Source organism: Hydrogenophaga sp. (assembly GCF_030158645.1).
In the GTDB taxonomy this organism is placed as follows: domain Bacteria; phylum Pseudomonadota; class Gammaproteobacteria; order Burkholderiales; family Burkholderiaceae_C; genus Hydrogenophaga.
This window is the reverse complement of the sequence record NZ_JAOASO010000150.1, coordinates 1-26,519: the sequence shown is the minus strand read 5'-3', so window position 1 is coordinate 26,519 and position 26,519 is coordinate 1. Positions and strand designations below refer to the sequence as shown.

Sequence of the window (26,519 nt, the reverse complement as noted above, 5' to 3'; positions counted from 1 at the left end):
TCGTGATCCTGGTGGTGATCAACTTCATCGTGATCACCAAGGGCTCGGAGCGCATCGCCGAGGTGTCGGCGCGCTTCACGCTGGACGCCATGCCCGGCAAGCAGATGGCGATCGACGCCGACCTGAACGCCGGCCTGATCGACGAGAAACAGGCCAAGAAGCGGCGCCAGGAAGTGGGCGACGAGGCCGAGTTCTTCGGCTCCATGGACGGTGCCTCCAAATTCGTGCGCGGCGACGCCATCGCCGGCATCCTGATCCTGATCATCAACATTGTCGGCGGCTTCGCGGTGGGTGTGATGCAGCACGGCCTGTCGGCCAGTGAGGCCGCCAGCACCTACATCCTGCTGGCGGTGGGCGATGCGCTGGTGGCACAGATTCCCTCGCTGCTGATCTCGGTGGCCGCGGCCATGGTGGTCTCGCGCGTGGGCAAGGACGAGGACCTGGGCGCGCAGGTGATGCAGCAGATGTTCATCTCCGCCAAGGTCATGGGCATCGTGGCCGCGGTCATGTTCCTGCTGGGCGTGATCCCGGGCATGCCGCACGCCGTGTTCCTGAGCTTTGCGGCCATCTTCGGCGGCCTGGCCTGGTGGCGCCTGCGGGTCGATGCCCGGCCCGTGGCCGAGCCCGAAGCACCGGCCGTGCAGAGCGACGGCGAAGCCACCTGGGACGATCTGCAGCCGGTGGACCTGCTCGGTCTGGAACTGGGTTACCGCCTCATCGCCATGGTCGACAAGACCCGCCAGGGCGACCTGCTGACCCGCATCAAGGGCGTGCGCAAGAAGTTCGCGCAGGAGGTGGGTTTCCTGCCGCCGGCCGTGCACGTGCGCGACAACCTCGAGCTGCGCCCCAGCGCTTACCGCATCACGCTGCGTGGCGTGGTGGTGGGCGAGGGCGAGGTGTTTCCCGGCATGTTCCTGGCCATCGACCCGGGTGGTCTGGGCACCCCGCTGATCGGCACCCCGACCACCGACCCTGCGTTTGGCCTGCCCGCGCACTGGATCGAAGAAAAGCAACGTGAAAACGCGCAGATGGCCGGTTTTACCGTGGTTGATTCCGAGACTGTGCTGGCCACGCATCTTTCACACTTGATGCAAGTCCAGGCAGCCAAGTTGCTGAGCCGGACAGAGACCCAGGACCTGGTTGAACACGTCACCAAACTGGCCCCCAAACTGATCGAAGAAGTCGTGCCCAAGATGATCTCCGTTGCCACCTTCCAGAAAGTGCTGCAGCTGCTGCTGGAAGAGTCGGTGCACGTGCGCGACATCCGCACCATCATCGAAGCGATCGCCGAGCACGCCACCGCCACCACCGACCCGACCGAGCTGGCCCGCCGCGTGCGCATGGCGCTGTCGCCGGCCATCGTGCAGCAGATCTACGGCCCGGTGAAAGAGCTGGAAGTGATCGCCATCGAGCCGGGTCTCGAGCGTCTGCTGATGCAGGCCCTCAGCGGTGCAGCCAACGGCGCGCTGGACCCCGGTGTGGCCGAGATGCTGAGCAAATCGGCCACCGACATCGCCAACAAGCAGGAAGAAAAGGGCGTGCCCGCCTGCCTGCTGGTGCCCGACGCCATCCGCAACGCCATGGCCCGCCTGCTGCGCCGCGCCGCGCCGCGCCTCCAGGTGCTGGCGCACAGCGAAATTCCTGAAACCCATCTGATCCGCATCGGCCCGATTCTTGGAGAACTTGCATGAACATCCAGCGCTTTACCGCCCCCACTTCCCGCGAAGCCATGGCCAAGGCCCGCATGGCCTTCGGCGACAGCGCCGTCATCCTCTCGACCCGCTCCACCAGCGAAGGTTTCGAGGTGATGGCCGCGGCCGAGGAGAGCCTGGCCCCGTTGTCCGGCAACGCCGCGCCAGCGCCGATGACCAACCGGGCGGCCGCTGCCTCCACCTCGTTTGCGGCGCGGGCCAAAGCCACCCCGGCCGCCAGTGCCACGCTGGCCCAGCCCGAGTCGGTGGAAGGTGACACCGAAGCGCTGGCCATGAGCACGCTGTCGTTCCAGGAATACGTGCGCGAGCGCATGCTGCGCAAGCGCCGCGAGTCGCTGCAGGACACCGCTCCTGCCGAGCAGCCGGCACCCCAGCGCAGCGCCCCGGTGCAGGCCGCACCGGTTCAGGCAGCCCCCATGCCCATGCCCATGCCCGCGGCCGAGCCCATCGTGGTGCCGGTGCAGCGCTTCAACCAGCCTGCCCAGGCCACCTTTGGCAGTCGCCTGGGCCAGCCGGCCATCCGCACCCGCGAAGAAGAACCCGCCTGGGAAGACTCGCAGCCGTCGGTGCGGTTTGCGAGCAACGACGACAGCCGCATGGCGGTGGAGCTCTCCGCGCTGAAAGACATGATCGAAGAGCGCTTCAACACGCTGGCCTGGCTCGGTTCGTCCAAGCAGAACCCGATCCAGTCCAACCTGATGCTCAAGATGATCCGCGCCGGCTACTCGCCCGCCATGGCCCGCGCCGTGCTGGATCGCGTGCCCACCGACGCCGGTGCGCCCGAAGCCTTCCGCTGGCTCATGGACGTGATCACCCGCAACCTCAAGGTCAGTGCCTCCACGGCGGGCCTGTGCGACGAAGGTGGTGTGGTCTCGCTGATCGGCGCCACCGGGGTCGGCAAGACCACCACCGCCGCCAAGCTGGCCGCCCAGTGCGTCAAGCAATACGGCGCCGCCAGCGTGGGCATGATCACGCTCGACACCTACCGCGTCTCGGGCTACGAACAGCTGCGCGCCTACGGCCGCATGCTCGGCGTGGTGGCCCACCTGGCCCACGACCGCGCGGCGCTCAAGGACCTGCTCAACCTGCTCTCGGGCAAACGCCTGGTGATCATCGACACCGCCGGCCTGGGCCAGCGCGACCAGCGCATCCAGGACATGCTCGACGTGCTGGACATGCCCAAGGTCAAGAAGACCCTGGTGCTCAACGCCGGTTCGCAAGGCGACACGCTCGACGAAACCCTGACCTCGTTCAAGGCCAGCTCGCTGCACGGTGTGGTGCTCTCCAAGGTCGACGAGGCCGTGAAACTCGGCCCGGCGCTGGACGCACTGATCCGCCACCAGGTGACGCTGCGCGGCGTGGCCAACGGCCAGCGCGTGCCCGAAGACTGGCAGAACCCCGACGCCTCGACTCTGGTGCGCATGTCCATGGGCACGGCCGGCAAGTCGGCTTACGACCCGGTGGCCACCGACATGGGCTTCTACTTCGCCCCCACCAACACGCGCAGCGTGAACCTGGGGTCCTCGCATGTTTGAACACGGCTTCGACCAGGCCGCCGGCTTGCGCGGCGAGAGCCGCAGCGGCGGCGCAAGCCTGTTGCCGGTGGCCAGCCCTGCGCAGCCCGCGCGCGGCCACGAGTGGCTCTACATGCTGGCCGGCTGCCTGGCCAACCAGGGGCGCTCGGTGGTCATCGTCGACGGAACCGCTGTGGAGTCCGGCAGCAGCCAGCGCCAGAGCGGCAGCCACCTGGGCCTGCTGCGCGCGCTGCAAGACCCGTCCATCGGAAACCTCGAACACCCCAACGACCTGGCCGACTGGCTGGTGATGCCCGGCGCGCGTGGCCTGCAGGCCTTGCAGGAGACCGCGCAGGTCGCAGGCGCATCGGCGGCGCTCTCGCGCTTGCTGGCGCCGTTCGCCCCGGGCGTGATCGTGCTGCTGTTTGCGCCTGCCTTCGCGCTGGCCAGCCTGCTGCCCGGCCTGAACGCCCGTGCCATGGTGCCGGTGATCGAGCAGCCACAAGCCAGCATCGATGCGTACGGCGCCGTGAAGCTGCTGCACACCGCGGGCCTCGCGCCCGTGCTGGCGCCGCTGGCCGCTGGTGGCGCGCAGGTGCTGCAGCCGCTGGTGGCGTCGGTCACCGACTGCGCCGCCCGGCACCTGGGCCTGGCGCTGGAGAGCTGGCCTGCCCACACCTGGGGGCACCGCGCCCAGGCCTGCGCCATCACCGCGATGACCGAGACCGGCCTCAATGGCTACCCAGGCCTGGCCCGCGTGGCCCCGACGACACCCCTCTGGAGCTGAAGATGTACACCGCCAAAGGCACGCTCAACCGCGACGAGCAGCTGCGCAAATACAGCCCGCTGGTGCGCCGGCTGGCCCACCACATGATTGCCAAGCTGCCGCCCAGCGTGGAGCTCGACGACCTGATCCAGGTCGGCATGATCGGCCTGACCGAAGCGATTGCGCGCTTCGAACCCACGCAGGGCGTGCAGTTCGAAACCTTTGCCAGCCAGCGCATCCGCGGCGCGATGATCGACGAGCTGCGCGAAGGCGACTGGATGTCGCGCGGTTCGCGCAAGAGCCAGAAAGACATCGAACAGGCCGTGAGCCGACTGCAGCAGAAATTGCAGCGCGTGCCCAAGGAATCGGAAATTGCCGCCGAGCTGGGCATGCCGCTGGCCGACTACCAGCACCTGCTGGCCAAGGTGCGCGGCACCCAGCTGGTGTACCTGGAAGACATCAGCGGCAGCAGCGACGACGAAGATGGATTTTTGGATCGCCACATGGGCGACAGCGAGGCCGACCCCTCGGCCAAGCTGCAGGACCACCGCATGCGCACCGCGCTGGTGGCCGCCATCAACGTGCTGCCCGAGCGCGAGCAGCAGATCATGTCGATGTACTACGAGCACGACATGAACCTGAAGGAAATCGCCGCTGTGCTGGGCGTGACCGAATCGCGCATCTGCCAGCTGCACAGCCAGTCGATCGCGCGCCTGCGCTCGAAGTTGCGCGAGCACTGAAGCGGGGGCACGCCGGGGTGCGGGACCGAGCTGCGCCCGGTGCAATACCGCATCCGCACTAGCCGTTGGCCAAGGACAACGGCTGCTGGTGCGAAGGGATGGCCATGACTAGCATGGGCCGCTGTCCCTGAAAGCCGAGGCCGCGTCTCGCCACTGTCAAGGACTGCCCTTCCACCCTTGACACCGCCGCAGCATGGCCCACCTTTCCGCCCCCTCGTTCTTCAACCACATCGACCTCGCTTTCCCGCCGGCCGAGCGCCTGGGAGCGCTCACCCGGCTCTACCACAGCCCCCACCAGAGCCTGTACGGACTCCACGTCACCTTCGTCGGCCGGCGGCCGGCCAACCGGGAGATCGACCGTGTGCTGCGCGAATGCACCGCGCTGGCGGCCGCCCACGACGCGCGGTTCAACATCCATGCCGATGCGTCGTTTCTGCCCAGTGCTGCCACCGACCCGGCCGCCGGTCAGACGCTGGACATCTACGGCCGTTCGCACTTTCTGTGCTTCGACTGCAAGACCGGCGCGATCGGTTTGCGCCGCATCCCGGGAACGCGAGATCCGGCGCCGGATCCCTGCCTGCCGGACGGGGAGGGCGCTGGCGAGGCGGGCACGCCAGACATCGATGACGCCACCGAACACATGCAGAGCGAAGTGACCGAAGCCATTTGGTACGGCTTCGATTCGCCGGCAGAGATCGACGCCATGATCGAGATCGAGGACGAGGAAGGCGCCGGGTTCGACGTTCAGACCGTCAAGGCCGCCGTCGCCGAAACACTGGCCAGCAAGCGCCGCGCCGAGGCGGGTTGGCCAGAGACCACCGACTGCGATCGGCTCGACCGCGCCTTTGCCCGCCTGCATGAGGAGGGCATCCTCGCCCTGCAGTGCGCGGGCAACACCATGGGCGACGGCATGCAATGGGTGAACGAGCAGCTGGCCGACCCGCGGACGGCCGATGGCCAGTACACCGGCTTCTGCTTCTTTCACAGCCAGGACATCGACCGTGCCCTCGAGGGTGAGGGCTTGCAGCTGGCCTTCGGTCCCGTCAACAGCGACGAAGAAAAAGACGCGGTGGCCGTGGCGCAGCGGGTTTGCCACGCTCTGCGGCAAGCGGGGCTCGAACCTGACTGGAACGGCTCGGCCGACGTTCGCATCCGCCTGCCCAGGCTCAGATGGCAGCGGCGCACGCCGGGCTGATCAGCCCGGCGCTCACCGACCAAGGCCCGTCACAGCGTCGAACCGGAACCCTGTCCGAACATGACGTTGATGCGCGCCACGTACTTCGGCACCGTGCCGTCCACGCGGCAGCCTTCGTGCACCACGGAGGTGGGGCCAAATTCGTGGCGAAAGAACAGGGCATCGCCCTTCTTCGGCACCACGTCCACCCAACTCCCGTCCCGGCGGTACAGGCGGGTGTTGCCGCCCACCACGCCGTCTTCGGGGCCGTTGAGGTAGAGCAGCATGGTCAGGCCGGAGCGCAAACCCGGCCACTCCAGCATCTCGCTGCGGTCTTGGCTCAGGCCGTAGCCTGGCCAGTCGCCGTCGGTGTGGCGGTTGAAGACGTCCTGCGCGTCGTAGCGGTACATGTTGAGGCGGTGGCTCAGGCGCGGGTGCAGCGGCACACCGAGCATGTCGGGGGGCAACAGGTGGCCGATGCGCGCCATCACGGCGCCCAGCAAGGCTTCGTCGGCCACCCAATGGACCGACTTGTTCATGCGCATGCCGGGCGGTGTGGCAATGCCCGGTGCCTCGTCGCGATAGCCCATGCGTTCGGTGGCGGCGGTGATGCGGTCGGCTTCATCGGCGCTGACCACGTGGCGGATGGAAAAAGCCAGCAGGCCGCCGAGCTCGATGTCGTGACGCGTGGCGGCGGGCAGCGTGTCGCCCAGCTTCAGCGCGTCGGGCGTGGTTTCAAAGGCATGGATGGGCGTGTGCGGCACCACGCCGCCCAGGGGCAGCGAGCCGTGCATGCGCGCCACCACCCGCAGCGCGGGCCACGAGAGGTTGTCAGCCGACGGTCGCGCGCCCATCACCAGCTGCCGCTGTTGGGCATGTCCACCCAGGGCTGGCCGGGGGGCAGGGCATCGCCTTTTTGCAGCAGCTCGATGGAGATGTTGTCGGGTGAGCGCACAAAGGCCATGTGGCCGTCGCGCGGTGGACGCAGGATCGCCACGCCGTGCGCCTGCAGGCGTTCGCAGGTGGCGTAGATGTCGTCCACCAGGTAGGCCAGGTGGCCGAAGTTGCGCCCACCGGTGTAGGTCTCGGGGTCCCAGTTGTGGGTGAGTTCGATCTGGGCGCTGTGGTCGCCCGGTGCGGCCAGAAAGGCGAGCGTGAAGCGGCCCTGCGGCACTTCGCGGATGCGCACGACTTCCAGGCCGAGGGCATCGCGGTAGAACTTCAGGGAGGCGTCCAAGTCGGTCACGCGGACCATGGTGTGCAGGTATTTCATGCGCCCGATTGGACCCAAGTTGCAAAACCTTGTCAGCCCCCGGCTTTTCGGTGCAGCAGGTCGTCCAACGTGGGCACCAGCGCGAGCACGGCCAGCAGCAGCGCCAGGGGCACGGTGAAGCCGTAGCCCACCTGCTTGAAACCGAACGCTCCGGCGATGCCGCCGACGGTGAAAGCAGCCAGCAGACCCGCCAGGACGGCCATGCGCTGGCGGTCGGCCCGCACTTTCAAGGGGTGCTCCGTGCTGCGGTTCCAGTAGACGAGCTTGCCCAGCTCGATGCCCAGGTCGGTCACGATGCCGGTCATGTGGGTGGTTCGGATCACCGCATTCGAGAGTTTGGTGGCAATCGCGTTCTGCAGACCCATGATGAAACACAGCAGCACCACGGTGAATGGAACCAGCAGCCCTTCAAACGTGGACAGCTGCGCGCCCAGCAGGCCGAAGCACAGGATGAGCGCCGCTTCCAGCAGCAAGGGCAGGGCGTACTCGCTGGAGAGCTGCCGGCGCCGCGCGAAGTTGACCATGATGGCGCAGCACATGGCACCGAGCAGGAACGACAGCACGCCCACGCTCGCGTCCACCACCAGGCCCATCTGGCCCAGCGCCAGGTTGTCCGCCAGCGACGACACCATGCCCGTGACGTGCGAGGTGTACTGCTTCACGGCAAGAAAGCCACCGGCATTGATGGCGCCGGCCACGAAAGCCAGCACGAAACCGAGTTCGCGGTTGGACTCGGCGGTGCGTTGGGTGCCGATCAGGTAGCGGGCGTAGTTGGCGGGCATGGAGGGCTCACGTTACACCAGTGGGTTCGGGCCGCCTCCCATGAATGTATAGCGCTAAAGCAATACGCTGCGACGCATGGCCAGGAGTTCGATGTCTTGAGGGGGACTGAACAGGGTGAATTCCCTAGGTTGAGAAGTTCGTAAGTTCACTAACAATCACCCATCGCAGACACCAGCCTGTCGGCCTTTCACAGCACCGGCATCGCAAGACACAGGAGAACGGATTTCCAACTGCCCCGCTGGCCCACCGGCCGATGGGGTTCTTGATGGTGATCGACATTCATGAGCACCGAATACATTCTTGAAACGCAGGAACTCACCCGCGAATTCAAAGGGTTTGTCGCGGTTGACAAGGTCAACCTCAAAGTCAAGCGTGGTTCCATCCACGCATTGATCGGCCCCAACGGTGCCGGCAAGACGACCATGTTCAACTTGCTGACCAAGTTCCTGCCCGTGACCTCGGGCAAGATCTTTTACAAAGGCAAGGACATCACCAGTCACAAGGCGGCCGAAGTGGCCCGCACCGGCATGGTGCGGTCGTTCCAGATCTCGGCGGTGTTTCCCCACCTCACCGTGCTGGAGAACGTGCGCATCGGCTTGCAACGCAAGCTGGGCACCAGCTTCCATTTCTGGAAGCCCGAGTCCAGCCTGTACGCACTGAACGACGAAGCCATGGCGCTGCTGGAGCAAGTCGATCTGGGCAGTTTTGCGCAGACACAGACGGTGGAGTTGCCCTACGGCCGCAAGCGCGCGCTGGAGATCGCCACCACGCTGGCGCTGGACCCCGAACTCATGTTGCTGGACGAGCCCACGCAGGGCATGGGCCACGAAGACGTGGGCCGTGTGGTGGAGCTCATCCGCAAGGTGGCGGCCAACCGCACGGTGCTCATGGTCGAGCACAACATGAACGTGATCGCCAACCTCTCCGACACCATCACGGTGCTGGCGCGCGGCTCGGTGCTGGCCGAAGGCCCGTACGAGACGGTGTCCAAAGACCCGCGTGTGCTCGAAGCGTACGTGGGCACGGTCGAGGAAATCGAATGAGCAAGGTTCTCTTGAAGGTCGCCGACCTCAACACCTGGTACGGCGAATCGCATGTGCTGCACGGTATCAACTTCGAGATCCGCGAAGGCGAGCTGGTCACGCTGCTGGGGCGCAACGGCGCGGGCCGCACCACCACGGTCAAGTCCATCCTCGGCCTGGTGGGCAAACGCATCGGCTCGATCCAGATCGACGGCGTGGAAACCATCCAGATGCCGACCAACAAGATTGCGCGCTTGGGGTTGGGCTACTGCCCCGAAGAGCGCGGCATCTTCTCGTCGCTGAGCTGCGAAGAAAACCTGATGCTGCCGCCCAAGGTGGGCGAGGGCGGCATGAGCGTGGAAGAAATCTACGCCATGTTCCCCAACCTCAAGGAGCGCCGCCACAGCCAGGGCACGCGCCTCTCGGGCGGCGAGCAGCAGATGCTGGCGATGGCGCGCATCCTGCGCTCGGGCGCCCGCGTCCTGTTGCTCGACGAGATCACCGAGGGCCTGGCGCCCGTGATCGTGCAGACGCTGGGCCGTGTGATCCGCGCGCTCAAGGCCAAGGGCCTGACCATCATCCTGGTCGAACAGAATTTCCGGTTTGCCGCACCCCTGGCCGACCGGCACTACGTGATCGAGCATGGCCAGATCGTCGCCACGGTCAACAAGAACGAGCTCGAGAGCAAATCCGACATGCTCAATGAGTATCTGGGCGTTTGACGCCCTTCCACCAAGAGGAGACTTCCATGAAACGCAACCTGATTTCAACCGCTGTGACCGCTGCCATTGCCACCGTGCTGGCCGGCGGCGCGTCTTTCGCTGTGGCCCAGCAGGGCAAGCTCACCGGTGATGCCGTGAAAATCGGCGTGCTCACCGACATGTCGGGCGTGTACGCCGACTACGGCGGCCCAGGCGCCGTGGCCGCCGCCAAGATGGCCGTGGCCGACTTCGGCGGCACCATGTTCGGTCGTCCGATCGAAGTGGTGAGCGCCGACCACCAGAACAAGCCCGACATCGCCAAGAACGTGGCCCAGGGCTGGTTCGACCGCGACGGCGTGGACATCTCGGTGGAAAACCTGAACTCCGCCGTGGCCCTGGCCGTGCAGGCACTGGGCAAGGAAAAGAACAAGATCACCATCACCACCGGCGCCGCCTCGGCCCGCCTGACCAACGCCGACTGCGCACCCACCACCGGCATCCACTACCTGATGGACACGATCGCGTTGTCCAACGTGGTGGGCAAGGCCATCGTGAAAGACGGCGGCGACAGCTGGTACTTCCTGACCGCCGACTACGCCTTTGGCCACTCGCTGGAAAAAGACACCGGTGAGGTGGTGAAAGCCGCCGGCGGCAAGGTGCTGGGCGCTGTGCGCCACCCGCTGTCCACCGGTGACTTTTCGTCCTTCCTGCTGCAGGCCCAATCCTCCGGTGCCAAGGTCGTCGGTCTGGCCAACGCCGGCGGCGACACCGTCAGCAGCGTCAAGGCCGCCGCCGAGTTTGGTCTGACCAAGAAGCAGAACCTGGCCGCCTTGCTGATGTTGCTGACCGACGTGCACGCCATCGGCCTGCCCACGGCACAAGGCCTGTACCTGACGGAAGCCTGGTACTGGGACCTGAATGCCGAGACCCGCGCCTGGGCCGACAAGTACAGCAAGGTCATGAACGGCCGCAAGCCGAATTCCAACCACGCTTCGGTCTACTCGTCGACCATGCATTACCTCAATGCCATCAAGGCCGCCGGCACCGACGACACCGCCGCCGTGATGGCCAAGATGAAGGAAATGCCGATCAACGACATGTTCGCCAAGGGCGGCAAGATCCGCGAAGACGGCCGCATGGTGCACGACATGTACTTGTTCCAGGTGAAGAAGCCCTCGGAGTCCAAGGGCGCCTGGGATTACTACAACCTCAAGGGCACCATCAAGGGTGATGAGGCTTTCCAATCGCTGGCGCTGAGCCAGTGCCCCGGCATCAAGAAGTAAGCCTGGGCTGATTTGATCTGAGCCGACCGGGCGGGCCGTGATTCACGGCCCGCCCCTTTTCACCGAACTGCAATGACTGAAATATTTGGTGTGCCGACCGTGGCCTTCATGGGGCAACTCATGCTGGGGCTGGTCAATGGCTCTTTTTACGCGATCCTGTCGCTGGGCCTGGCCGTGATCTTCGGCATGCTCAACATCGTCAACTTCGCGCACGGTGCCCTCTACATGGTGGGTGCCTTTGTCGCGTGGATGTTGCTCAATTACCTGGGCGTGAACTACTGGTTCGCGCTCATCATTGCACCGCTGGTGGTGGGTGCGATCGGCGCCCTGATCGAGATGACCATGCTGCGCCGGCTGCAGCAGCTCGACCACCTTTACGGTCTGTTGCTCACCTTCGGCCTCGCCCTCATCTTTGAAGGTGCGTTCCGCGAGTTCTACGGCTCGTCCGGCCAACCCTACGAGCTCCCCGAGATCTTCCGCGGCGTCTTCGACTTGGGCTTCATGTTCCTGCCCAAGTACCGTGCCTGGGTGGTGTTCGTCTCCATCTTCCTGTGCCTGTTCACCTGGTACGTGATCGAGAAGACCAAGCTCGGTGCCTACCTGCGCGCCGGCACCGAAAACCCCAACATGGTCCGCGCCTTCGGCATCAACGTGCCGCTGATGGTGACCCTCACCTACGCCTTCGGCGTGGGCCTGGCCGGTCTGGCCGGGGTGATGGCCGCGCCCATCTACCAGGTGAGCCCGCTGATGGGCTCCAACATCATCATCGTGGTGTTCGCCGTGGTCGTGATCGGCGGCATGGGCTCCATCCTGGGTTCCATCCTCACCGGTCTGGCGCTGGGCCTCATCGAGGGCCTGACCAAGGTGTTCTACGCAGAGCTCTCATCGACCGTGGTTTTCATCATCATGGTCATCGTCTTGATGATCCGTCCGGCAGGTCTGTTCGGCCGGGAGAAATAATGTCCAAAGCCACCCGCAACGTTTTTGTGGTGCTGTTCCTGGCACTGCTGGTCGCCCCTTTCGTGGGCTACCCCATCTTCCTCATGAAGGTGCTGTGCTTCGCACTGTTCGCCTCCGCCTTCAACCTGCTGATCGGCTTCACCGGCCTGCTCTCGTTCGGCCACGCGATGTTTTTCGGCTTCTCGGCCTACGTGGCCGGTCATGCGGCCAAGGTGTGGGGGCTCACGCCCGAGCTGGCGATCCTGGCCGGCACGGTGAGCGCGGCGTTCATCGGGCTGATCACCGGTTGGCTGGCGGTGCGTCGCCAGGGCATCTACTTCTCCATGGTCACGCTCGCGCTGGCGCAAATGATTTACTTCATCTGCGTGCAGGCACCGTTCACCTACGCCGAGGACGGCATCCAGAGCATTCCGCGCGGCAAGCTGTTCGGTGTGATCGACCTCACCGACGACCGGGTGATGTACTACGTGGTGGCCGCCATCTTCGCCGCAGCCTTTGCGCTCATTTACCGCATCATCCACTCGCCGTTCGGCCAGGTGCTGAAGTCGGTGCGCGAGAACGAGCCCCGTGCGCTTTCGCTGGGCTACAACGTGGACCGTTACAAGCTCATGGCCTTTGTGCTCTCCGGCACCATCGCCGGACTGGCCGGTGCCACCAAATCGATCGCCTTCGGTATCGCGACCCTGACCGACGTGGGCTGGCAGATGTCGGGTGAGGTCGTGCTGATGACGCTGCTCGGCGGCATGGGCACCATCCTCGGCCCCACCGTGGGCGCGGCCGTGATCGTCACCATGCAGAACTACCTGTCGGGCCTGGGCTCCATGGTGTCGATCATCATGGGTGTGACCTTCGTCTTTTGCGTGCTCGTGTTCCGTCGCGGCATCGTCGGCGAAATCGAACACCGTTTTGGCGCCAAGAAGGGCTGAGGGCCGTTGGCGCAGACAACAAAAAACCGGCCTCGGCCGGTTTTTTGTTGTCTGCAGGGATCCGCGTCAGGTGTTTTCAGGCGGCAACGGCCTGATGCACCACCACCTCGCGCGAGAGGTGCGCCACCGACCGCTGGGGCGAACATTCCGACCACAGCTTGCGGGCGCAACCTTCGCATTGACCGCACTGGGTGGCCACGCCCAGCTCGAGCTGGATGTCGTCAAAGCCCATGCCCGAGCGGGCACACTGGGCGATGGTCTTGTCGTTGACGCGGTGGCAGATGCAAACAATCATGGTGCTGGGCCGATCTGTGAATCTGAGCGAATGATAATGAATCGCATTCAGATGCGCAAGACCGCTCAGCGGATGAACACCCTCAGCTCACCGAACCCATCTGGCTCTGCAGGTAGTTCTGCAAACCCACCTTGTCGATCAGCTCGATCTGGGTTTCCAGAAAATCGATGTGCTCTTCGGTGTCGTCCAGGATGCCCTGCAGCAGGTCGCGCGAAACATAGTCGCGCACCGATTCGCAGTGGGCAATGCCTTCCTTGATGGTGTGCTGCGCACCGGTTTCCAGCGCCAGGTCGCTGGCCAGCAGTTCGGGCACGTCTTCGCCGATGTTCAGCTTGCCCAGGTCCTGCAGGTTGGGCAGGCCGTCGAGCGTGAAGATGCGGTCCATGAGCTGGTCGGCGTGTTTCATTTCGCCGATGGACTCCTCGTATTCCTTCTTCGCCAGCTTGTCCAGGCCCCAGTGCTTGAGCATGCGGTAGTGGACGAAGTACTGGTTGATGGCCGTCAGCTCGTTCTTCAGCTGCGCTTGCAGATGTGCGATGGCCTGGGGGTCGCCTTTCATGGGAATGCTCCTTGTGTCGGGTTTGGGGGAAGGGCGCCCATTGTCACCCCCATGTCCCGGACACAAAAAAACCGGCCTGGGCCGGTTTCGAACGAGCCGAGCGTTGCGCGTCAGGCCGAGAGGAAGGCGCGCCCCGCGCCGCCCGTGGACGGTGCGCCGACCTGGCGGCCGTAGGTGGGCTGTTGGGTGTGCTGGGGCAGCAGGCTGGCCACGGCGCGCTGGCTCTGGGCGTTGGCCCGCAAAACAGCCTGGCGCAGGCGGGCAAACCGTTCGGCGGCGCTGAGCAGGGCGTGCTGCTGGTCGCTGCCGGGTGCCGCCATGACGATGGATTTGGGGGCTTGTTGCAGCACCTGGTGCATGGCCGCGCTCGCCCGTTCCACGGCGGGGGCGTCGCCGCGCAGCAGGGCGGCCTCCAGGGCGTCGAGTTCCACCTGCAGCGAATCGATCCAGGGGTGGGAGTTCGTTGCAAACGTCATGGTGTGGCCTCGTGGAAAAAGGAGGATCAGGTGCGTGGGCCGCCGAGCATCTCGGCTGCGTTGGCCAGCATTTTGTCGGCGATGGCCTCGGCGTTGACCTTGAAGCTGCCGTTGGCGATGGCGTCCTTCATGGCCGCCACCTTGTCGGCGTTGAACACGTCCGCCCCGCCGGAGACCGCGCGGGCCTCGGTGGTGGAAGACGACAGGGTCACGGTCACGCCGGCCTGGGGCTTGACCGCGCTGGCGGCCGATGCCGCAGCGCCCGCCTCGGCCGCCGCAGGCGCGGTGGCTTTCTGCGGGCCGCCGGCCACAGAACCAATGTACGAATCGGGTGATGAATCGACTTTCATGTCACGCTCCAAACCCCGAAGTCGGGGCCATGTCCTGACTGTATCGGTCCGTGTTTTGAGAACTTTAGGCGCGCGTCACAACTTTTTTTACAACCCGGTCGTCGCTGGGGCTCACCTAGAGCGCCAGTTCGACCGTCTGAGCATCGCGCACCACCCCGGTGACCACCCGCCCGCCGGGCAGTTTGACCCGGGCGCTCTCGCCCACCATGCCCGCGGTGAGCGCCTGACCGGTGGCTGAAATGCTGAAGCCGCCCCCTTGGCCACTCACCCGAACCTGTGCACCCGGGGCAAAAGCCAGGGGTGCCCTCACCATGTTTTCGCGCAACGCCAGGCCGGCGGTCAATGGGTAGGCCGCGATCTGGCCGACCCAGCGCTCGGGCAGGGCCAGCACGCTGGAACGCTGCTCCGCCCAGTCAATCTCGGCAATTTCCGCATCGTCTTGAGTGAGGGTGTCGCCCGCCGGCACAGCGCGTTTGAGCACCCAGGCCGGTCCCCATGCTTTTACCGTGACGGGCACGAACACGTTCCAGCGGGTGGGGCCGTCCACGCAGCGCAAGCCGATGCGGCTGCGGCCCCACAGGCGGGTACCGGCCGGCAGGTGCGGTTCGACCTGGTTGCAGGGTGCGAGCTTCAGGCGCGTGTCCAGCGAACCCATGACGACCTCGGCGCGCAGCGGAGAACCGTCTTTGGGCAGGGCCTCGGCCAGCGCGGGGGTGAGGAAGTCGTGCGCCATTTTCTCCAGCGCCGTGGGCTCAACGGCCTGCGCGCTCCAGCCGCAAAGCAGCAGCGCCACCAGAGCGATCAGGCGACCGGCCAGAGGGGAAACGAAGGAGGTGGGCAACGTGGGCATGGCCTGCACTGTAGGCCCCTGCCGCGAGCGGGAAAGCCGGGAAAAGGCCGCTTAAGGGGTCTTTGTTCCGGCCATTGCCGACCCTCAAGATTTCCATAATTCGTCCAACGCCCCGGTGTCCGCGCCCTCTGAGGAAGGCCGGTCACCCGCCCCGCAACCCGTGCCCTGAGGTGAACATGCTTGAACAGATGACCGCCCGGCTGGACTTCCATGCCAACGCCCTGCTGCTGCGCTCGCAACGCCAGCAGGTCATTGCCAGCAACATCGCCAACGCCGACACCCCCGGGTATGTGGCGCGGGACTTTGACTTCGCCGCCGCGCTCAAGAACGTCTCGGGCGGCGCCGCGCGCGCCGATGTGAGCCTCACCAGCGCTGGCCACATGGTGCTCGGCACCACCAGCGCACAAGACCCCCGGCTGGCCTACACGGTGCAGACCCAGCCCAGCCAGGACGGCAACTCGGTCGACCTCGACCGCGAACGCGCCAGCTTCGTGGACAACAGCGTGCGCTACGAGTCCACGCTGCGCTTCATCAACTCCCACGTCAAGACCATGCTCAGTGCCATTCAAGGCCAGTGAGTTGAAAGGACACAGCCATGTCGATGTTTTCCATCTTCAACGTCTCGGGCAGTGCGGTCAGCGCGCAGTCGCAGCGCCTCAACGTGGTGGCCAGCAACCTGGCCAACGCAGACGCCGTGGCCGGCCCCGACGGCCAGACCTACAAGGCGCGCCACATCCAGTTCCAGACCCTGCCCATGGGCGGCTCGGGCAACGCGGGCGTGAAAGTGAAAGACATCACCGAGAGCCAGGAGCCCGGTCGGCGTGTACATAACCCCACGCATCCCAGCGCCGACGCCGAAGGTTATGTGAACCACTCCAACGTGAACCCGGTGGAGGAGATGGTCAACATGATCTCGGCCTCCCGCTCCTACCAGAACAACGTCGAGGTCATGAACACGGCCAAGTCGCTGCTGCTCAAGACCCTGCAGATGGGCCAGTGAGCTCTGCACGCATCCCTTTTCACAGGACCTGACCCATGTTCATCACCCCCATCGATACCTCCAGCCTCGGCAACACCGTGGGCAGCACCACCGGCACCTCGGCACAGAACAACATGGACCCGGCGGCCTCGCAGGACCGGTTCCTCAAGCTGCTCGTGGCGCAGCTCAACAACCAGGACCCGCTGAACCCGATGGACAACGCGCAGATGACGACCCAGATGGCGCAGATCAACACGGTCAGCGGCATCCAGGAACTCAACGCCACACTCAAAGGCATGGCGGCGCAGTTCGGCTCCATGCAGTCGCTGCAGGGCACCTCGTTGATCGGGCGCGAGGCGCTGGTCGAGGGCAGCAAGTTCGGCTTTGACGGCAGCATCGGCAAAGGCGCGATGCGCCTGCAAGCCAGCGCCAGCCAGGTCGCGGTGGAGGTGATGGGCAAGAACGGCCAGGTGATCGACACACTCGATTTCGGCGCGCTCACCGCCGGCCAGCACTCGTTCAACTGGGACGGCAGCGGCATCGACCCGAACCAGGTGGCCGGCTTCCGCGTGAAAGCGTCAGAAGGTGGCCAACCCGTCAAGGCCACCACCTACACCTGCCAGACCGTGACTTCCGTGGGCTTCGCCAACGGGACCATGAACCTGCAACTGCAGGACGGCAGCACCCTGGGCTACGACCAGGTCTCCACCTTCCTGTAACCCGCACAGCCCACTCTCAAGGACACCACCATGGCATTCCAGCAAGGACTCTCCGGCCTCAACGCCGCCAGCCGCAACCTCGACGTCATCGGCCACAACATCGCCAACTCCAACACCGTGGGCATGAAGAGCTCGCGTGCCGAGTTCGCCGAGATCTACGCCAGCTCGGTCAACGCTTCGGGCGGTACCGCCACCGGCATCGGCGTGGCGGTGGCTGCGGTGGCGCAAAGCTTCACGCAGGGCAACATCAGCGTCACCGGCAACGAGCTCGATGTCGCCATCAACGGCAACGGCTTCTTCGAACTGACCCAGCCCAACGGATCGGCCGCCTACACCCGCGCCGGCATGTTCAAGCTCGACCGGGAAGGCAACGTCGTCACCAACGACGGCAGCAACCTCATGGGTTACCCCACCGACGCCGACGGCAATCGCCTGAGTTTCGACACGCAACCGCTGTCCCTGCCCACGGGCGGTCCGATCCCGGCCCAGCAGACCACCGCCATCACCGCCGAGTTCAACCTCGACACGCGCGCCGAGGTGTGGAACGCTGTCACGCCGCCCACGCCGCTGGCGACCTACGGCACCTCGCTGGTGGCGTTCGACGCGCAGGGGGTTGAAGTGCCGGTGGCCATGGCCTTCCGCAAGACGGCCCCCAACACCTGGACGGTCTACACCAGCGGCGATGGCACCGCACCCACCACCGCCAGCCCGTCCTTCACGCTCAACTTCAACGGCGACGGCACCCTCGATCCGGCCTCCATCACACCAACGCCCACCGTGGCGCTGACCTCGGCCAACGGCGCGTTCAGCGCCACGCTGGACCTCACCGATGTGACCCAGTTCGGCACCTCGTTTGCGGTGACCAACCTCGACCAGGACGGCTACCGTCCGGGCGAACTCACCAGCCTGAAGATCGACGAAAACGGCGTCGTGACCGGCCGCTATTCCAACGGCGAATCGCGCGCCGCTGGCCAGATTGCGCTGGTGAACTTCCGCAATGCGCAGGGTCTGGCGCCCGGCAGCAACGGCATCTGGCAGTCCACCTTCGCCTCGGGCGACCCGTTGCGCGGTGAGCCGGGTGCGGGCAACTTCGGTGTGCTGCGCGCCGGCGCGCTGGAAGACTCCAACGTCGACCTCACCGCGGAACTGGTGAACATGATGACCGCACAGCGCGCCTACCAGGCCAACGCCCAGACCATCAAGACGCAAGACCAGGTGCTCAGCACGCTGCTCAACATGCGCTGAGCCAGCGTCTGACCTGAACCCAGGAGTCCCGCATGGACCGCATGATCTACACCGCGATGACCGGCGCCAGTGCCGCACAGCACCGCCAGTCGGTGCTGGCCAACAACCTGGCCAACGTGTCCACGCCGGGCTTTCGCGCCGAACTCTCCACCTTTCGCGCGGTGCCGGTGCGCGGCGACGGTGCCAGCACCCGTGTGTTTGCACTGGAAGCCACCGCGGGCCACTCCGACCTGCCGGGCGCCATCACCTCCACCGGCCGCAACCTGGACGTGGCCGCCCGCGGCAACGCTTACTTCGCGGTGCAGGGGCTGGACGGCACCGAGGCCTACACCCGCGCCGGCGCGCTTGAAGTCAACCAGGACGGCACGCTGGTCAACAGCCAGGGTCTGCCGATGCTGGGTGACGGTGGCCCGATCGTGGTGCCGGCCAACGCACGCGTGGACATCGCCGCCGACGGGACCGTGAGCACCCGCGTGGGCAACGAACCGTCGCAACAGGTGGGCAAGCTCAAGCTGGTGCAGCCCGATGCGGACAACCCGCTGAAGCGTGGCGAAGACGGGCTGTTTCGTGGACCGCAAGGCGATCCGCTGCCCGCCAACGACGTGGCCCGGCTGCAGGACGGCGCGCTCGAAGGCTCCAACGTGAACCCCATGGAGGCCATGGTCGGAATGATCGCCGTGGCGCGCCAGTTCGAGGTGCAGATGCGCATGCTGCAGAACGGCGAAACCAACGACAAGACCGCCAGCCAACTCCTCAGCATGAACGGCTGACCCACTTTCCTTTGCGGAGCACACCATGATCAATTCGCTGATGATTTCCAAGACCGGCATGCAGGCGCAACAGACGCAGCTGGACGTGATTTCGAACAACCTGGCCAACGTGTCCACCAACGGCTTCAAGCGCGCGACGGCGGTGTTTGAAGACCTGATGTACCAGAACCTGCGCCAGGTGGGGGCCAACACCGCCGAGCAGGCCGAGCTGCCCACCGGCCTGCAGGTGGGCCTGGGTGTGCGCACCGTGGCCACGTCGCGCAACTTCACGCAGGGCAGCCTGCAGCAGTCGGGCAATGCGCTGGATCTGGCCGTCAACGGTGGTGGTTTCTTTCAGGTGCAGATGCCCGACGGCACCACCGGCTACACCCGCGACGGCAGCTTCCAGCTCGACGCGCAGGGCCGCATGGTCACCTCCAGCGGTTACCCGCTCACCGCCGGCATCACGCTGCCGGCCGAGTCGCAGAGCATCACGGTCTCCAGCGACGGTGTGGTCACCGCCAAGCTGCCGGGCAACCCGGTGCCGCAGCAGGTGGGCAACATCGAGCTCGCCAACTTCATCAACTCGGCCGGCCTGGAGCCGCTGGGCCAGAACCTGTTCGCCGAAAGCCTCGCTTCGGGCAACCCCATCACCGGCGCGCCCGGCTCGGCCGGCCTGGGCTCGGTGATGCAGGGCATGGTCGAGACCTCCAACGTCAACGTGGTGCAGGAACTGGTGACCATGATCCAGACCCAGCGCGCCTACGAGATGAATTCCAAGGCCATTCAAACGTCGGACCAGATGCTGCAACGCCTGAGCCAGCTGTGATCGTCATCGGAGAAATCCCCATGTTCCGTCTCGCCATTGCGCTGACCCTGGCCGTGCTCGCCACCGGCTGCGAAACCATGAGCTCCAAGGTCGATCTGCAGCCGGTGCAGCCGGTGCGCTACGCGCAGCCCGCGCCCGTCAACGCGGTGCCCAGCGGCAGCCTGTTCCAGGCCGCCAGCTACCGCCCCGCGTTTGAAGACCCACGCGCGCGCCTGCCTGGCGACACCCTGACCGTGCAGATCACCGAGCGACTGAACGCGAGCCAGACCTCCTCGGCCTCGATCGACCGCAGCGCGGACATCTCCGCCGGTGTCTCGGGTTTCCCTTTCCTGAAGGCGCCGCTGCTGGACAAGCTCACGCTGGGCGCGCAGTCGGAGAACAGTTTTTCGGGTGACGGCAAGAACCTGAACAACAACACCTTCTCCGGCTCGATCACCACCACCGTGCAAGAGGTGCTTCCCAACGGCCACCTCGTGGTGGTGGGCGAGAAACAGATCGGCGTGAACCAGAACGTCGATGTGCTGCGCTTCTCCGGCACCGTGGACCCCAAGCAGATCAAACCCGGCAACACCGTGGCCTCGACCCAGATGGCCAATGTGCGCGTGGAGTCGCGTGGGCGCGGGGCGCAGGGCGAAGCGATGGCAATTGGCTGGTTGGCACGGTTCTTTTTGAGCGTTATCCCGTTCTGACCCAAGCCCACAATGGGTCTCGTTCTGCCCACTGAGGAATCTGCGGTGAAGTCATCTTTCTCCCCTTTGCGTTTGCTGACCATGGCGCTGGTGTCACTCACCATGGCCTGGCCCGCTGCCGCCCAGTCGATCCGCATCAAGGAAATCGCGGCGGTGCAGGGCGTGCGCAGCAACCAGCTGACCGGCTACGGCCTGGTGGTGGGCCTGGACGGCACGGGCGACCAGACCACGCAGATGCCCTACACCGCGCAGAGCCTCAACAACTACCTGCAGCAGCTCGGCCTTTCGATGCCGCCGGGCGCCAACATGCAGCTCAAAAACGTGGCGGCCGTGCTGGTCACCGCGCAGCTGCCCGCTTTTGCCCAGCCCGGTCAGATGATCGACGTGACCGTGTCTTCCGTCGGCAACGCGAAGTCGCTGCGCGGCGGCACGCTGATCACCACGCCGCTCAAGGGCGCCGACGGTGAAATCTACGCACTCGCCCAGGGCAACCTGCTGGTGGGTGGCGCCGGCGCGTCGGCCGGTGGCAGCAAGGTGCAGATCAACCACCTGAGCGCGGGCCGTGTGCCCGGTGGCGCGCAGGTGGAGCGCGCGGTGGCCAGCCCGTTTGCGCTGGGCGAGACCATCGACCTGGGTTTGAATTCGAGCGACTTCCAGACCGCCAGCCGCGTGACCGATGCGATCAACCGCGTCATGGGCGCGGGTGTGGCCAGCGCGGTCGACGGCCGGGTGGTGCGCCTGCGCGCGCCGGCCGATCCGGGCGCCCGTGTGGGGTTCCTGGCCAAGGTCGAAGAGATCCGGCTGGACGCCGCCATTCCCATGGCCCGCGTCATCATCAATTCGCGCACCGGCTCCATCGTGATGAACCAGGCCGTGAGCCTGGGCGCGTGCGCCGTCTCGCACGGCAACCTGTCGGTGAGCATCAGCTCCACGCCGGTGATCAGCCAGCCCAACGCCTTGTCCACCGGTGGCCAGACCGTGGTGGCCGAGCAGGCCAACATCCAGATCAGCCAGGACAAGGGCTCGCTCATCAAGCTCGACACCGCGCCGCAACTCGCCGATGTGGTGCGCGCCCTCAACTCGCTGGGTGCCACGCCGCAAGACCTGCTGGCGATCCTGCAAGCCATCAAGGCATCGGGCGCGATGAACGCCGAGCTCGAGGTGATCTGACGTGAACCCGACCAACCCCCTGTCGACCAGCGGCCTCGCGGCCGACCCCACAGCGCTCAACGCGCTGCGGTATGGCGCGGGCAAGGGCAACGAGAAGGCCGCGCTCAAAGAGGCTGCGAAACAGTTTGAATCGCTCTTCATGCGCGAGCTCATCAAGAGCATGCGCGAGGCCACGCAGAAGTCGGGCCTGATGGAAGGCGAGGGCGCCGATCTCGGCACGGACCTGCTGGACCAGCAGTTTGCGGTGCAGCTCTCGGGTCTTCCCGGCGGCCTGTCCGAAGCCATCGAGCGTCAGCTCGGCAAGCAGATGCAGAACAACGCCGCCACCGGCGCTGCCAACGCCTTGCCCGCCACCGGCGGTGCCAGCACCGTGGGCCGCGCCGGCGCAGGCCAGCGCCAGGCCGGGTTTGTGGACCAGCACAGCGAGGCCGCCGCGGTGGTGGCGCGCGAGTCGGGGATCCCGGCCAGCTACATGATCGGCCAGGCCGGCCACGAAACCGGCTGGGGCCGGAGCGAGATCCGCCACGCCGACGGCACGCCGTCGCACAACCTCTTCGGCATCAAGGCCACCGGCGGCTGGAAGGGCAAGGTCGCCGAGATCACGACCACCGAGTACATCAATGGCGAGCCGCGCAAAGTGACCGCGAAGTTCCGCGCTTACGACTCGTACGCCGACTCGTTCCGCGACTACGCCAAGCTCATCGGCAACAGCCCACGCTACGACCAGGTGATGGACCAGATCGGCTCGGTGCAGGGCTTTGCGGCCGGCCTGCAAAAAGCCGGCTATGCCACCGACCCCCAATACGCCGCCAAGCTCAGCCGCGCGATCAACACCACGCTGAGCCTCCAGAGAGCTCAGGGCTGAGGACCACCTTTCCATGTCTGCTCTGAACATCGGCGCTCGCGCCCTCACCACCAACCTCGCGGCCCTGCAGGTCATTGGCCACAACATCGCCAACGCCAACACGGCGGGCTACTCGCGCCAGAACGTGCAGCTCACCACCGCGGGTGCGCAGGCCTTCGGCAACGGCTACATCGGCAAGGGCGTGGACATGGCCACGGTGGAGCGGTCCCACAACGCCTACCTCACGCGCGAAGCGCAGCTCACCGGTGCGGTGGCTGCCGCCGATGCGGTGCGCTATTCGCGCCTGCAGGCACTGGAGAGCGCGTTCCCGCTCGGTGCGGGTGGCCTCGGCTCGGCACTCAACGACACCCTCAACGCCTGGGCCGACGTGGCCTCCGCCCCCAACAACCTCACCGCCCGCGTGGTGGTGATCGCCAAGGGCGAAGAATTCGCCAGCCGCCTGCGCAACACCGCCGGCCAGCTGGATGCGCTCTCGCGCAGCACGCAGCAGCAGGTGGAAGGCTCGGTCAATGTGATCAATGGCCTGGCGCAAGACCTCGCCAAGGTGAACCAGCGGATCGTGGAGTCCGCCGGCGGAACCCACACGCCCAACGACCTGTTCGACCAGCGCGACCAGCTGCTGGGCGAGCTCAACCAGCACATCCAGACCAGCGCCGTCTTCGACAAGGACGGCTCGGTGAGCGTTTTCGTGGCGGGCAGCCAGCCCTTGCTGCTGGGCCAGCGCGCCAGCCAGCTCGCCGTGACGCGCGATGCCACCGACAACTCGCGCATCGCGCTGGCGTTTGTGCAAGGCAGCGTGTCGACCCCGCTGGCCGACAACACGCTGGGGGGCGGTGAGCTCTCGGGCCTGATGAATTTTCTCAACAAGGACCTGGCGGCGGTGCAGAACCTGCTGGGTCGCATGGCGCTGGCGTCGGCCACCACGGTCAACAACCAGCACGCACTGGGCATCGACCTGCAAGGCAACCCCGGTCAGGACTTTTTCATTCCACCGGCGGCGGCCGTGGGCATGGGGAGTCCCACCGACACCGGCGATGCCATCGTGAGCGCCACCGTGAGCGACCCCGCTGCGTTGATGGCGTCGGACTACGAGCTGCGTTTCAGCGGCACCGATGTGAGCATCGTGCGGTTGTCCGACGGCGACAGCACCACGTTCTCCCTGCCCGCCACGGCGTTCGAGAAGGACGGCCTGCGGTTCAACATCGACGCCGGCACCGCCAACGCAGGCGACCGCATCCTGGTGCGGCCCTTCGAGGCCGCCGCGCGCAACCTGCAGATGGCCATCGGCTCACCCGATCGCCTGGCCGCGGCCAGCCCCGTGAGGGTGACGCCAGACCTGGACAACGGGGGCGGACTGAGTGTGGAGAGCCTCTACGCGGTGTCCGACTCGCCCCAGCTCGACGAGCCCATCAGCCTGGTGTTCCAGGCCGACGGCACGTTCACCGTGACCGGTGTGCAGGACCCCGCCAACGCCCTGCCCGACAACGCCGGCCCACCCCCGAGCTACAACTTCAAGCCCGGTGAGCCCATCGCGCTCAACGGCTGGAACCTCACCCTGCGCGGCAGCCCCACCGCCGGCGACACCTTCGTCATCGACCCCGCACCCGCCGGTTCGACGACACAGAACGCCGGCAACGCCAGCGCCGTGCTGGCCCTGCGCGACCGCCCCACCTTCGAGGGCGTGGCCTTGGCCGACGGCTATGTGAGCCTGTTCTCCGATGTGGGCACCCGCGTGCAGGGCGCGCAGTTTGCCACCGAGTTCTCGTCGCAAATCGCCACCACGGCCGAGACCGCGCGCACCAACGTCTCGGGTGTGAACCTGGACGAAGAAGCCGCGCGCCTGCTGCAATTCCAGCAGGCCTACCAGGCTTCGGCCAAGTTCCTGCAGATCGCACAAAGCACCTTCGACAGCCTGCTGCAGACCGTGGGCCGATAGGTCCCCAGAGGAACACACCATGCGCGTTTCCACCGCCAACAGCTACGACAACACCGTCAGCCTGCTCGCCCGGCGCCAGGCCGAGCTGGCGGCCCAGCAAGAAAAGATTGCCACCGGCAAGCGGGTGCAGAAACCCAGCGACGACCCGGTGGCGGCCACGCTGGCCGAAACCGCGCAAAACCGGCTCTCGCGCACGCAGGCCGATCTGCGCTCGCTCGAGACATCGCGCAGCAGCCTGCAGCAGGCCGAGAGCGGCCTGGCCGAGTCGGGTGAACTCATCCAGAAAGTGCGCGACCTGCTGGTCAGCGCGGGCAACGCCACCTTCGGACCGAGCGAGCGCGAAGACATCGCGCGCCAGCTCGAAGGGCTTCGCGAACAACTGATCGGCGTGGCCAACCTCAAGGACAACGCCGGGCGCACCCTCTTCGGCGGGCTGGGCGGCGCGGCCACGCCGTTCGTGGACCTTTACGGTCCAGGTGGCAATGGCGTTCAGTTCAACGGCCAGCGCGGCCAAGCCGCGGCCGGCAGCACGTCGCTGCCGCAGACGCTCGACGGCAACGCCATCTGGATGCGCGTGCCGCAGGGCAACGGCAGCTTCGCGATGAGCCTGGGCGCGACCAACACCGGCAGCGTGAGCACCGGCCTGGGCGAAGTCACCGACCAGGCCGCGCTCACCGGCGCCAACTACAGCATCACGTTCGCCGACGTGGCCGGCACCCTGCAGTACACCGTGACCAACACCACCACCAGCACCCCGGTGGCCGGACACGTCGGCGTGCCCTACGCCAGCGGCATGACGATCGAATTCGATGGCCAGTCGCTGCAGCTCAACGGTCAGCCCGCCGGCGGTGACCAGATCGACATCGCGCCCGCCGGGAAAACCGACATCTTCAGCGTGGTGCAGGACGCGGTGAACGCACTGCGCGACACCAGCGCCAACAGCGGCGCGGTGCGCACGCAGACCCTCGCGCGCACCATGACCGAGCTCGACGCCGGTCACGACCGGGTGCTGCTCGCGCGCGGTCGTGCGGGCGAATGGCTCAACCGGGGCGACTCGCTCGATACCCTGCTGGAAGACCGTGGCGTCGACCTCAAGGCCGAAAAATCCCGCCTGGAAGATCTGGACCTGGTGCAAGGCATCTCCGACTTCCAGACCCAGCAGCTCGGGCTGGAGGCGGCGCTCAAGTCGTATGCACAGGTGCAGCGCCTCTCCTTGTTCCAGGTGATCTGATGGACGCGTCTTCAGCATGTTGAGTCACACCGTCCTGGACAGCCTCGCACTCGGCTACGAGCCGGTGTGGAACCGCGAACGCCAGCTGGCCGCGGTGCGGCTGAGCGTGCACCCCATCCACGCAGCGGCGGTCGACGCTGTCCACCTCATGCAGGCGCTGGGCGACGACTGGCCCGAGAGCGCGCCGGTGCTCATCATTTCGGTGGACTCGCCCCGCCTGTTGCAGCAGGCGCTGTCCTGCGAGCCGGTGCACAACGCCTGGCTGGAAGTGCCCGCCGCGTTGTTCGAGACCCGCGAAACCGTGGCCACCTTGTCCGTCGCCCACCGGCGCGGGCACCGCCTCATCCGCCGCACCGATCTGCAGGCGCTGCGCCAAGGCCAGTCACCCGACCTGGATGTGCGCAACGTGCTGCGGCTGAGCCCGCACGAGGCCAGTGAGATCCTCCAAGACCTGAACACCCCCGGTCTGCACCAGCGCCGCCAGGCTCTGCCACCCGGCCAGCTGTTCGAGGGGGTGCAGACCCAGACCTTGGCCCGCCACCTGCTGGACGATGACGGCGCCTGGGGCCTGCTCGGCTGGCCCGACGCCGATGTGTTGCTCGCGCACCGCCACCAGCCCATCTCGTGCGACCCGCGCGTGATCCGCCAGATCCTGCAGGCCATCAACGACGACTGCTCGCTCGAACGCCTGGAGCGGCTCGTGCGCCAGGACCCGGTGCTGGT

Annotated in this window: 29 protein-coding genes and 1 pseudogene; 22 read left to right on the top strand and 8 right to left on the bottom strand. The window is 66.2% G+C overall.

From position 1 onward, the window contains the following. The 5 genes from Q1W68_RS16025 to Q1W68_RS16005 all read left to right on the top strand — a co-directional run. Positions 1-1,691 (top strand): flagellar biosynthesis protein FlhA (locus Q1W68_RS16025; RefSeq protein WP_300717085.1); only part of this gene is annotated, 1,691 nt, incomplete at its 5' end. Beyond that, the gene (gene flhF, locus Q1W68_RS16020; protein ID WP_300717084.1) at positions 1,688-3,247 is read left to right on the top strand and encodes a flagellar biosynthesis protein FlhF; all 1,560 of its coding nucleotides are present in this window, start codon (positions 1,688-1,690) and stop codon (positions 3,245-3,247) included. The genes Q1W68_RS16025 and flhF, both read left to right, overlap by 4 nt. Then, complete coding sequence (locus tag Q1W68_RS16015; RefSeq protein ID WP_300717083.1) at positions 3,240-4,013, top strand: hypothetical protein; 774 nt, start codon at positions 3,240-3,242, stop codon at positions 4,011-4,013. The genes flhF and Q1W68_RS16015 overlap by 8 nt, the downstream gene beginning before the upstream one ends. Before the next feature lie 2 nt (positions 4,014-4,015). Next, on the top strand, positions 4,016-4,732 hold the full coding sequence (locus tag Q1W68_RS16010) for an RNA polymerase sigma factor FliA (protein WP_300717082.1): 717 nt from the start codon (positions 4,016-4,018) through the stop codon (positions 4,730-4,732). Between the two features lie 193 nt (positions 4,733-4,925). After that, entirely contained in the window at positions 4,926-5,927 is a 1,002-nt protein-coding gene (locus Q1W68_RS16005) for a hypothetical protein (RefSeq protein ID WP_300717081.1), read from the top strand. A 29-nt stretch (positions 5,928-5,956) separates the two neighbouring features. Here Q1W68_RS16005 and Q1W68_RS16000 read toward each other — a convergent pair whose 3' ends face one another. The 3 genes from Q1W68_RS16000 to Q1W68_RS15990 are packed head-to-tail and all read right to left on the bottom strand — an operon-like array spanning position 5,957 to position 7,961. Then, positions 5,957-6,760 carry a 2OG-Fe(II) oxygenase gene (locus Q1W68_RS16000; protein WP_300658871.1) on the bottom strand — a complete coding sequence of 268 codons (804 nt, stop codon included), beginning with the start codon at positions 6,758-6,760 and terminating at the stop codon, positions 5,957-5,959. Then, entirely contained in the window at positions 6,760-7,179 is a 420-nt protein-coding gene (locus Q1W68_RS15995; RefSeq protein ID WP_300654332.1) for a VOC family protein, read from the bottom strand. The genes Q1W68_RS16000 and Q1W68_RS15995 overlap by 1 nt, the downstream gene beginning before the upstream one ends. 32 nt (positions 7,180-7,211) lie before the next feature. Beyond that, complete coding sequence (locus Q1W68_RS15990) at positions 7,212-7,961, bottom strand: YoaK family protein (protein WP_300654331.1); 750 nt, start codon at positions 7,959-7,961, stop codon at positions 7,212-7,214. 282 nt (positions 7,962-8,243) lie between these two features. Here Q1W68_RS15990 and Q1W68_RS15985 point away from each other — a divergent pair, with 282 nt between their 5' ends. The 5 genes from Q1W68_RS15985 to Q1W68_RS15965 all read left to right on the top strand — a co-directional run bounded on the left by Q1W68_RS15985 (position 8,244) and on the right by Q1W68_RS15965 (position 12,854). Then, positions 8,244-9,005, top strand: a complete 762-nt coding sequence (locus tag Q1W68_RS15985; protein ID WP_300658873.1) for an ABC transporter ATP-binding protein — start codon at positions 8,244-8,246, stop codon at positions 9,003-9,005. After that, positions 9,002-9,706, top strand: coding sequence for an ABC transporter ATP-binding protein (locus Q1W68_RS15980; protein ID WP_300717080.1), 705 nt, complete (start codon positions 9,002-9,004; stop codon positions 9,704-9,706). The genes Q1W68_RS15985 and Q1W68_RS15980 overlap by 4 nt, the downstream gene beginning before the upstream one ends. Before the next feature lie 26 nt (positions 9,707-9,732). Next, positions 9,733-10,968, top strand: a complete 1,236-nt coding sequence (locus Q1W68_RS15975) for an ABC transporter substrate-binding protein (protein WP_300652031.1) — start codon at positions 9,733-9,735, stop codon at positions 10,966-10,968. A gap of 72 nt (positions 10,969-11,040) precedes the next feature. After that, the gene (locus Q1W68_RS15970; protein ID WP_300652033.1) at positions 11,041-11,928 is read left to right on the top strand and encodes a branched-chain amino acid ABC transporter permease; all 888 of its coding nucleotides are present in this window, start codon (positions 11,041-11,043) and stop codon (positions 11,926-11,928) included. Further along, positions 11,928-12,854 carry a branched-chain amino acid ABC transporter permease gene (locus Q1W68_RS15965; protein WP_300658877.1) on the top strand — a complete coding sequence of 309 codons (927 nt, stop codon included), beginning with the start codon at positions 11,928-11,930 and terminating at the stop codon, positions 12,852-12,854. Before Q1W68_RS15970 ends, Q1W68_RS15965 begins: the two co-directional genes overlap by 1 nt. Before the next feature lie 76 nt (positions 12,855-12,930). Here Q1W68_RS15965 and Q1W68_RS15960 read toward each other — a convergent pair whose 3' ends face one another. From Q1W68_RS15960 to flgA, 5 genes are all read right to left on the bottom strand, one after another. Next, entirely contained in the window at positions 12,931-13,149 is a 219-nt protein-coding gene (locus Q1W68_RS15960; RefSeq protein WP_300658879.1) for a (2Fe-2S)-binding protein, read from the bottom strand. Between the two features lie 82 nt (positions 13,150-13,231). Next, positions 13,232-13,708, bottom strand: coding sequence for a bacterioferritin (gene bfr / locus Q1W68_RS15955; protein ID WP_300717079.1), 477 nt, complete (start codon positions 13,706-13,708; stop codon positions 13,232-13,234). Between the two features lie 110 nt (positions 13,709-13,818). After that, entirely contained in the window at positions 13,819-14,184 is a 366-nt protein-coding gene (locus tag Q1W68_RS15950; protein ID WP_300652041.1) for a hypothetical protein, read from the bottom strand. A 26-nt stretch (positions 14,185-14,210) separates the two neighbouring features. Further along, positions 14,211-14,534 carry a flagellar biosynthesis anti-sigma factor FlgM gene (gene flgM, locus Q1W68_RS15945; RefSeq protein WP_300652042.1) on the bottom strand — a complete coding sequence of 108 codons (324 nt, stop codon included), beginning with the start codon at positions 14,532-14,534 and terminating at the stop codon, positions 14,211-14,213. A 115-nt stretch (positions 14,535-14,649) separates the two neighbouring features. Then, on the bottom strand, positions 14,650-15,384 hold the full coding sequence (flgA, locus tag Q1W68_RS15940; RefSeq protein WP_300652045.1) for a flagellar basal body P-ring formation chaperone FlgA: 735 nt from the start codon (positions 15,382-15,384) through the stop codon (positions 14,650-14,652). 176 nt (positions 15,385-15,560) lie between these two features. Here flgA and flgB point away from each other — a divergent pair, with 176 nt between their 5' ends. The 12 genes and pseudogenes from flgB to Q1W68_RS15880 form a co-directional block, all read left to right on the top strand. Further along, complete coding sequence (gene flgB, locus Q1W68_RS15935) at positions 15,561-15,962, top strand: flagellar basal body rod protein FlgB (protein WP_300658883.1); 402 nt, start codon at positions 15,561-15,563, stop codon at positions 15,960-15,962. A 17-nt stretch (positions 15,963-15,979) separates the two neighbouring features. Further along, positions 15,980-16,384, top strand: a complete 405-nt coding sequence (flgC, locus tag Q1W68_RS15930; protein WP_300658885.1) for a flagellar basal body rod protein FlgC — start codon at positions 15,980-15,982, stop codon at positions 16,382-16,384. Positions 16,385-16,419: 35 nt separating this feature from the next. Then, a complete protein-coding gene (locus Q1W68_RS15925; RefSeq protein WP_300658887.1) occupies positions 16,420-17,082 on the top strand; it encodes a flagellar hook capping FlgD N-terminal domain-containing protein in 663 nt (220 codons plus the stop codon). Positions 17,083-17,112: 30 nt separating this feature from the next. Next, positions 17,113-18,327, top strand: a complete 1,215-nt coding sequence (flgE, locus tag Q1W68_RS15920) for a flagellar hook protein FlgE (RefSeq protein ID WP_300652055.1) — start codon at positions 17,113-17,115, stop codon at positions 18,325-18,327. A gap of 32 nt (positions 18,328-18,359) precedes the next feature. Continuing rightward, on the top strand, positions 18,360-19,097 hold the full coding sequence (gene flgF, locus Q1W68_RS15915) for a flagellar basal-body rod protein FlgF (RefSeq protein ID WP_300652058.1): 738 nt from the start codon (positions 18,360-18,362) through the stop codon (positions 19,095-19,097). A gap of 25 nt (positions 19,098-19,122) precedes the next feature. Beyond that, on the top strand, positions 19,123-19,905 hold the full coding sequence (gene flgG / locus Q1W68_RS15910) for a flagellar basal-body rod protein FlgG (protein ID WP_300652061.1): 783 nt from the start codon (positions 19,123-19,125) through the stop codon (positions 19,903-19,905). A 20-nt stretch (positions 19,906-19,925) separates the two neighbouring features. Continuing rightward, positions 19,926-20,594: a flagellar basal body L-ring protein FlgH gene (locus tag Q1W68_RS15905; protein ID WP_300652064.1), complete on the top strand. Its 669-nt coding sequence runs from the start codon at positions 19,926-19,928 to the stop codon at positions 20,592-20,594. A gap of 81 nt (positions 20,595-20,675) precedes the next feature. After that, positions 20,676-21,764, top strand: a complete 1,089-nt coding sequence (locus tag Q1W68_RS15900) for a flagellar basal body P-ring protein FlgI (protein ID WP_300652155.1) — start codon at positions 20,676-20,678, stop codon at positions 21,762-21,764. Position 21,765: 1 nt separating this feature from the next. Further along, on the top strand, positions 21,766-22,629 hold the full coding sequence (gene flgJ / locus Q1W68_RS15895) for a flagellar assembly peptidoglycan hydrolase FlgJ (RefSeq protein ID WP_300717078.1): 864 nt from the start codon (positions 21,766-21,768) through the stop codon (positions 22,627-22,629). Between the two features lie 13 nt (positions 22,630-22,642). Then, positions 22,643-24,565: a flagellar hook-associated protein FlgK gene (flgK, locus tag Q1W68_RS15890; protein WP_300652068.1), complete on the top strand. Its 1,923-nt coding sequence runs from the start codon at positions 22,643-22,645 to the stop codon at positions 24,563-24,565. Positions 24,566-24,584: 19 nt separating this feature from the next. Beyond that, a complete protein-coding gene (gene flgL, locus Q1W68_RS15885; RefSeq protein ID WP_300652070.1) occupies positions 24,585-25,796 on the top strand; it encodes a flagellar hook-associated protein FlgL in 1,212 nt (403 codons plus the stop codon). 16 nt (positions 25,797-25,812) lie between these two features. Next, positions 25,813-26,519 (top strand): annotated as a pseudogene (locus tag Q1W68_RS15880) (hypothetical protein); the annotation flags it as partial.

Excerpts from the sequence above, each read along its gene's own strand:
- Q1W68_RS15980 (WP_300717080.1), top strand. The coding sequence starts at position 9,002 with ATGAGCAAGGTTCTCTTGAAGGTCGCCGACCTCAACACCTGGTACGGC.
- Q1W68_RS15950 (WP_300652041.1), bottom strand. The coding sequence starts at position 14,184 with ATGACGTTTGCAACGAACTCCCACCCCTGGATCGATTCGCTGCAGGTG.
- Q1W68_RS15995 (WP_300654332.1), bottom strand. The coding sequence starts at position 7,179 with ATGAAATACCTGCACACCATGGTCCGCGTGACCGACTTGGACGCCTCC.
- Q1W68_RS15905 (WP_300652064.1), top strand. The coding sequence starts at position 19,926 with ATGTTCCGTCTCGCCATTGCGCTGACCCTGGCCGTGCTCGCCACCGGC.
- Q1W68_RS15975 (WP_300652031.1), top strand. The coding sequence starts at position 9,733 with ATGAAACGCAACCTGATTTCAACCGCTGTGACCGCTGCCATTGCCACC.
- Q1W68_RS15990 (WP_300654331.1), bottom strand. The coding sequence starts at position 7,961 with ATGCCCGCCAACTACGCCCGCTACCTGATCGGCACCCAACGCACCGCC.
- flgM (WP_300652042.1), bottom strand. The coding sequence starts at position 14,534 with ATGAAAGTCGATTCATCACCCGATTCGTACATTGGTTCTGTGGCCGGC.
- flhF (WP_300717084.1), top strand. The coding sequence starts at position 1,688 with ATGAACATCCAGCGCTTTACCGCCCCCACTTCCCGCGAAGCCATGGCC.
- Q1W68_RS16010 (WP_300717082.1), top strand. The coding sequence starts at position 4,016 with ATGTACACCGCCAAAGGCACGCTCAACCGCGACGAGCAGCTGCGCAAA.
- bfr (WP_300717079.1), bottom strand. The coding sequence starts at position 13,708 with ATGAAAGGCGACCCCCAGGCCATCGCACATCTGCAAGCGCAGCTGAAG.
- flgE (WP_300652055.1), top strand. The coding sequence starts at position 17,113 with ATGGCATTCCAGCAAGGACTCTCCGGCCTCAACGCCGCCAGCCGCAAC.
- Q1W68_RS15925 (WP_300658887.1), top strand. The coding sequence starts at position 16,420 with ATGTTCATCACCCCCATCGATACCTCCAGCCTCGGCAACACCGTGGGC.
- Q1W68_RS15985 (WP_300658873.1), top strand. The coding sequence starts at position 8,244 with ATGAGCACCGAATACATTCTTGAAACGCAGGAACTCACCCGCGAATTC.
- Q1W68_RS15970 (WP_300652033.1), top strand. The coding sequence starts at position 11,041 with ATGACTGAAATATTTGGTGTGCCGACCGTGGCCTTCATGGGGCAACTC.
- Q1W68_RS16005 (WP_300717081.1), top strand. The coding sequence starts at position 4,926 with ATGGCCCACCTTTCCGCCCCCTCGTTCTTCAACCACATCGACCTCGCT.
- flgB (WP_300658883.1), top strand. The coding sequence starts at position 15,561 with ATGCTTGAACAGATGACCGCCCGGCTGGACTTCCATGCCAACGCCCTG.
- flgK (WP_300652068.1), top strand. The coding sequence starts at position 22,643 with ATGTCTGCTCTGAACATCGGCGCTCGCGCCCTCACCACCAACCTCGCG.
- flgG (WP_300652061.1), top strand. The coding sequence starts at position 19,123 with ATGATCAATTCGCTGATGATTTCCAAGACCGGCATGCAGGCGCAACAG.
- Q1W68_RS15965 (WP_300658877.1), top strand. The coding sequence starts at position 11,928 with ATGTCCAAAGCCACCCGCAACGTTTTTGTGGTGCTGTTCCTGGCACTG.
- flgL (WP_300652070.1), top strand. The coding sequence starts at position 24,585 with ATGCGCGTTTCCACCGCCAACAGCTACGACAACACCGTCAGCCTGCTC.
- flgC (WP_300658885.1), top strand. The coding sequence starts at position 15,980 with ATGTCGATGTTTTCCATCTTCAACGTCTCGGGCAGTGCGGTCAGCGCG.
- Q1W68_RS16015 (WP_300717083.1), top strand. The coding sequence starts at position 3,240 with ATGTTTGAACACGGCTTCGACCAGGCCGCCGGCTTGCGCGGCGAGAGC.
- Q1W68_RS15960 (WP_300658879.1), bottom strand. The coding sequence starts at position 13,149 with ATGATTGTTTGCATCTGCCACCGCGTCAACGACAAGACCATCGCCCAG.
- flgA (WP_300652045.1), bottom strand. The coding sequence starts at position 15,384 with ATGCCCACGTTGCCCACCTCCTTCGTTTCCCCTCTGGCCGGTCGCCTG.
- Q1W68_RS16000 (WP_300658871.1), bottom strand. The coding sequence starts at position 6,760 with ATGGGCGCGCGACCGTCGGCTGACAACCTCTCGTGGCCCGCGCTGCGG.
- flgF (WP_300652058.1), top strand. The coding sequence starts at position 18,360 with ATGGACCGCATGATCTACACCGCGATGACCGGCGCCAGTGCCGCACAG.
- Q1W68_RS15900 (WP_300652155.1), top strand. The coding sequence starts at position 20,676 with ATGGCGCTGGTGTCACTCACCATGGCCTGGCCCGCTGCCGCCCAGTCG.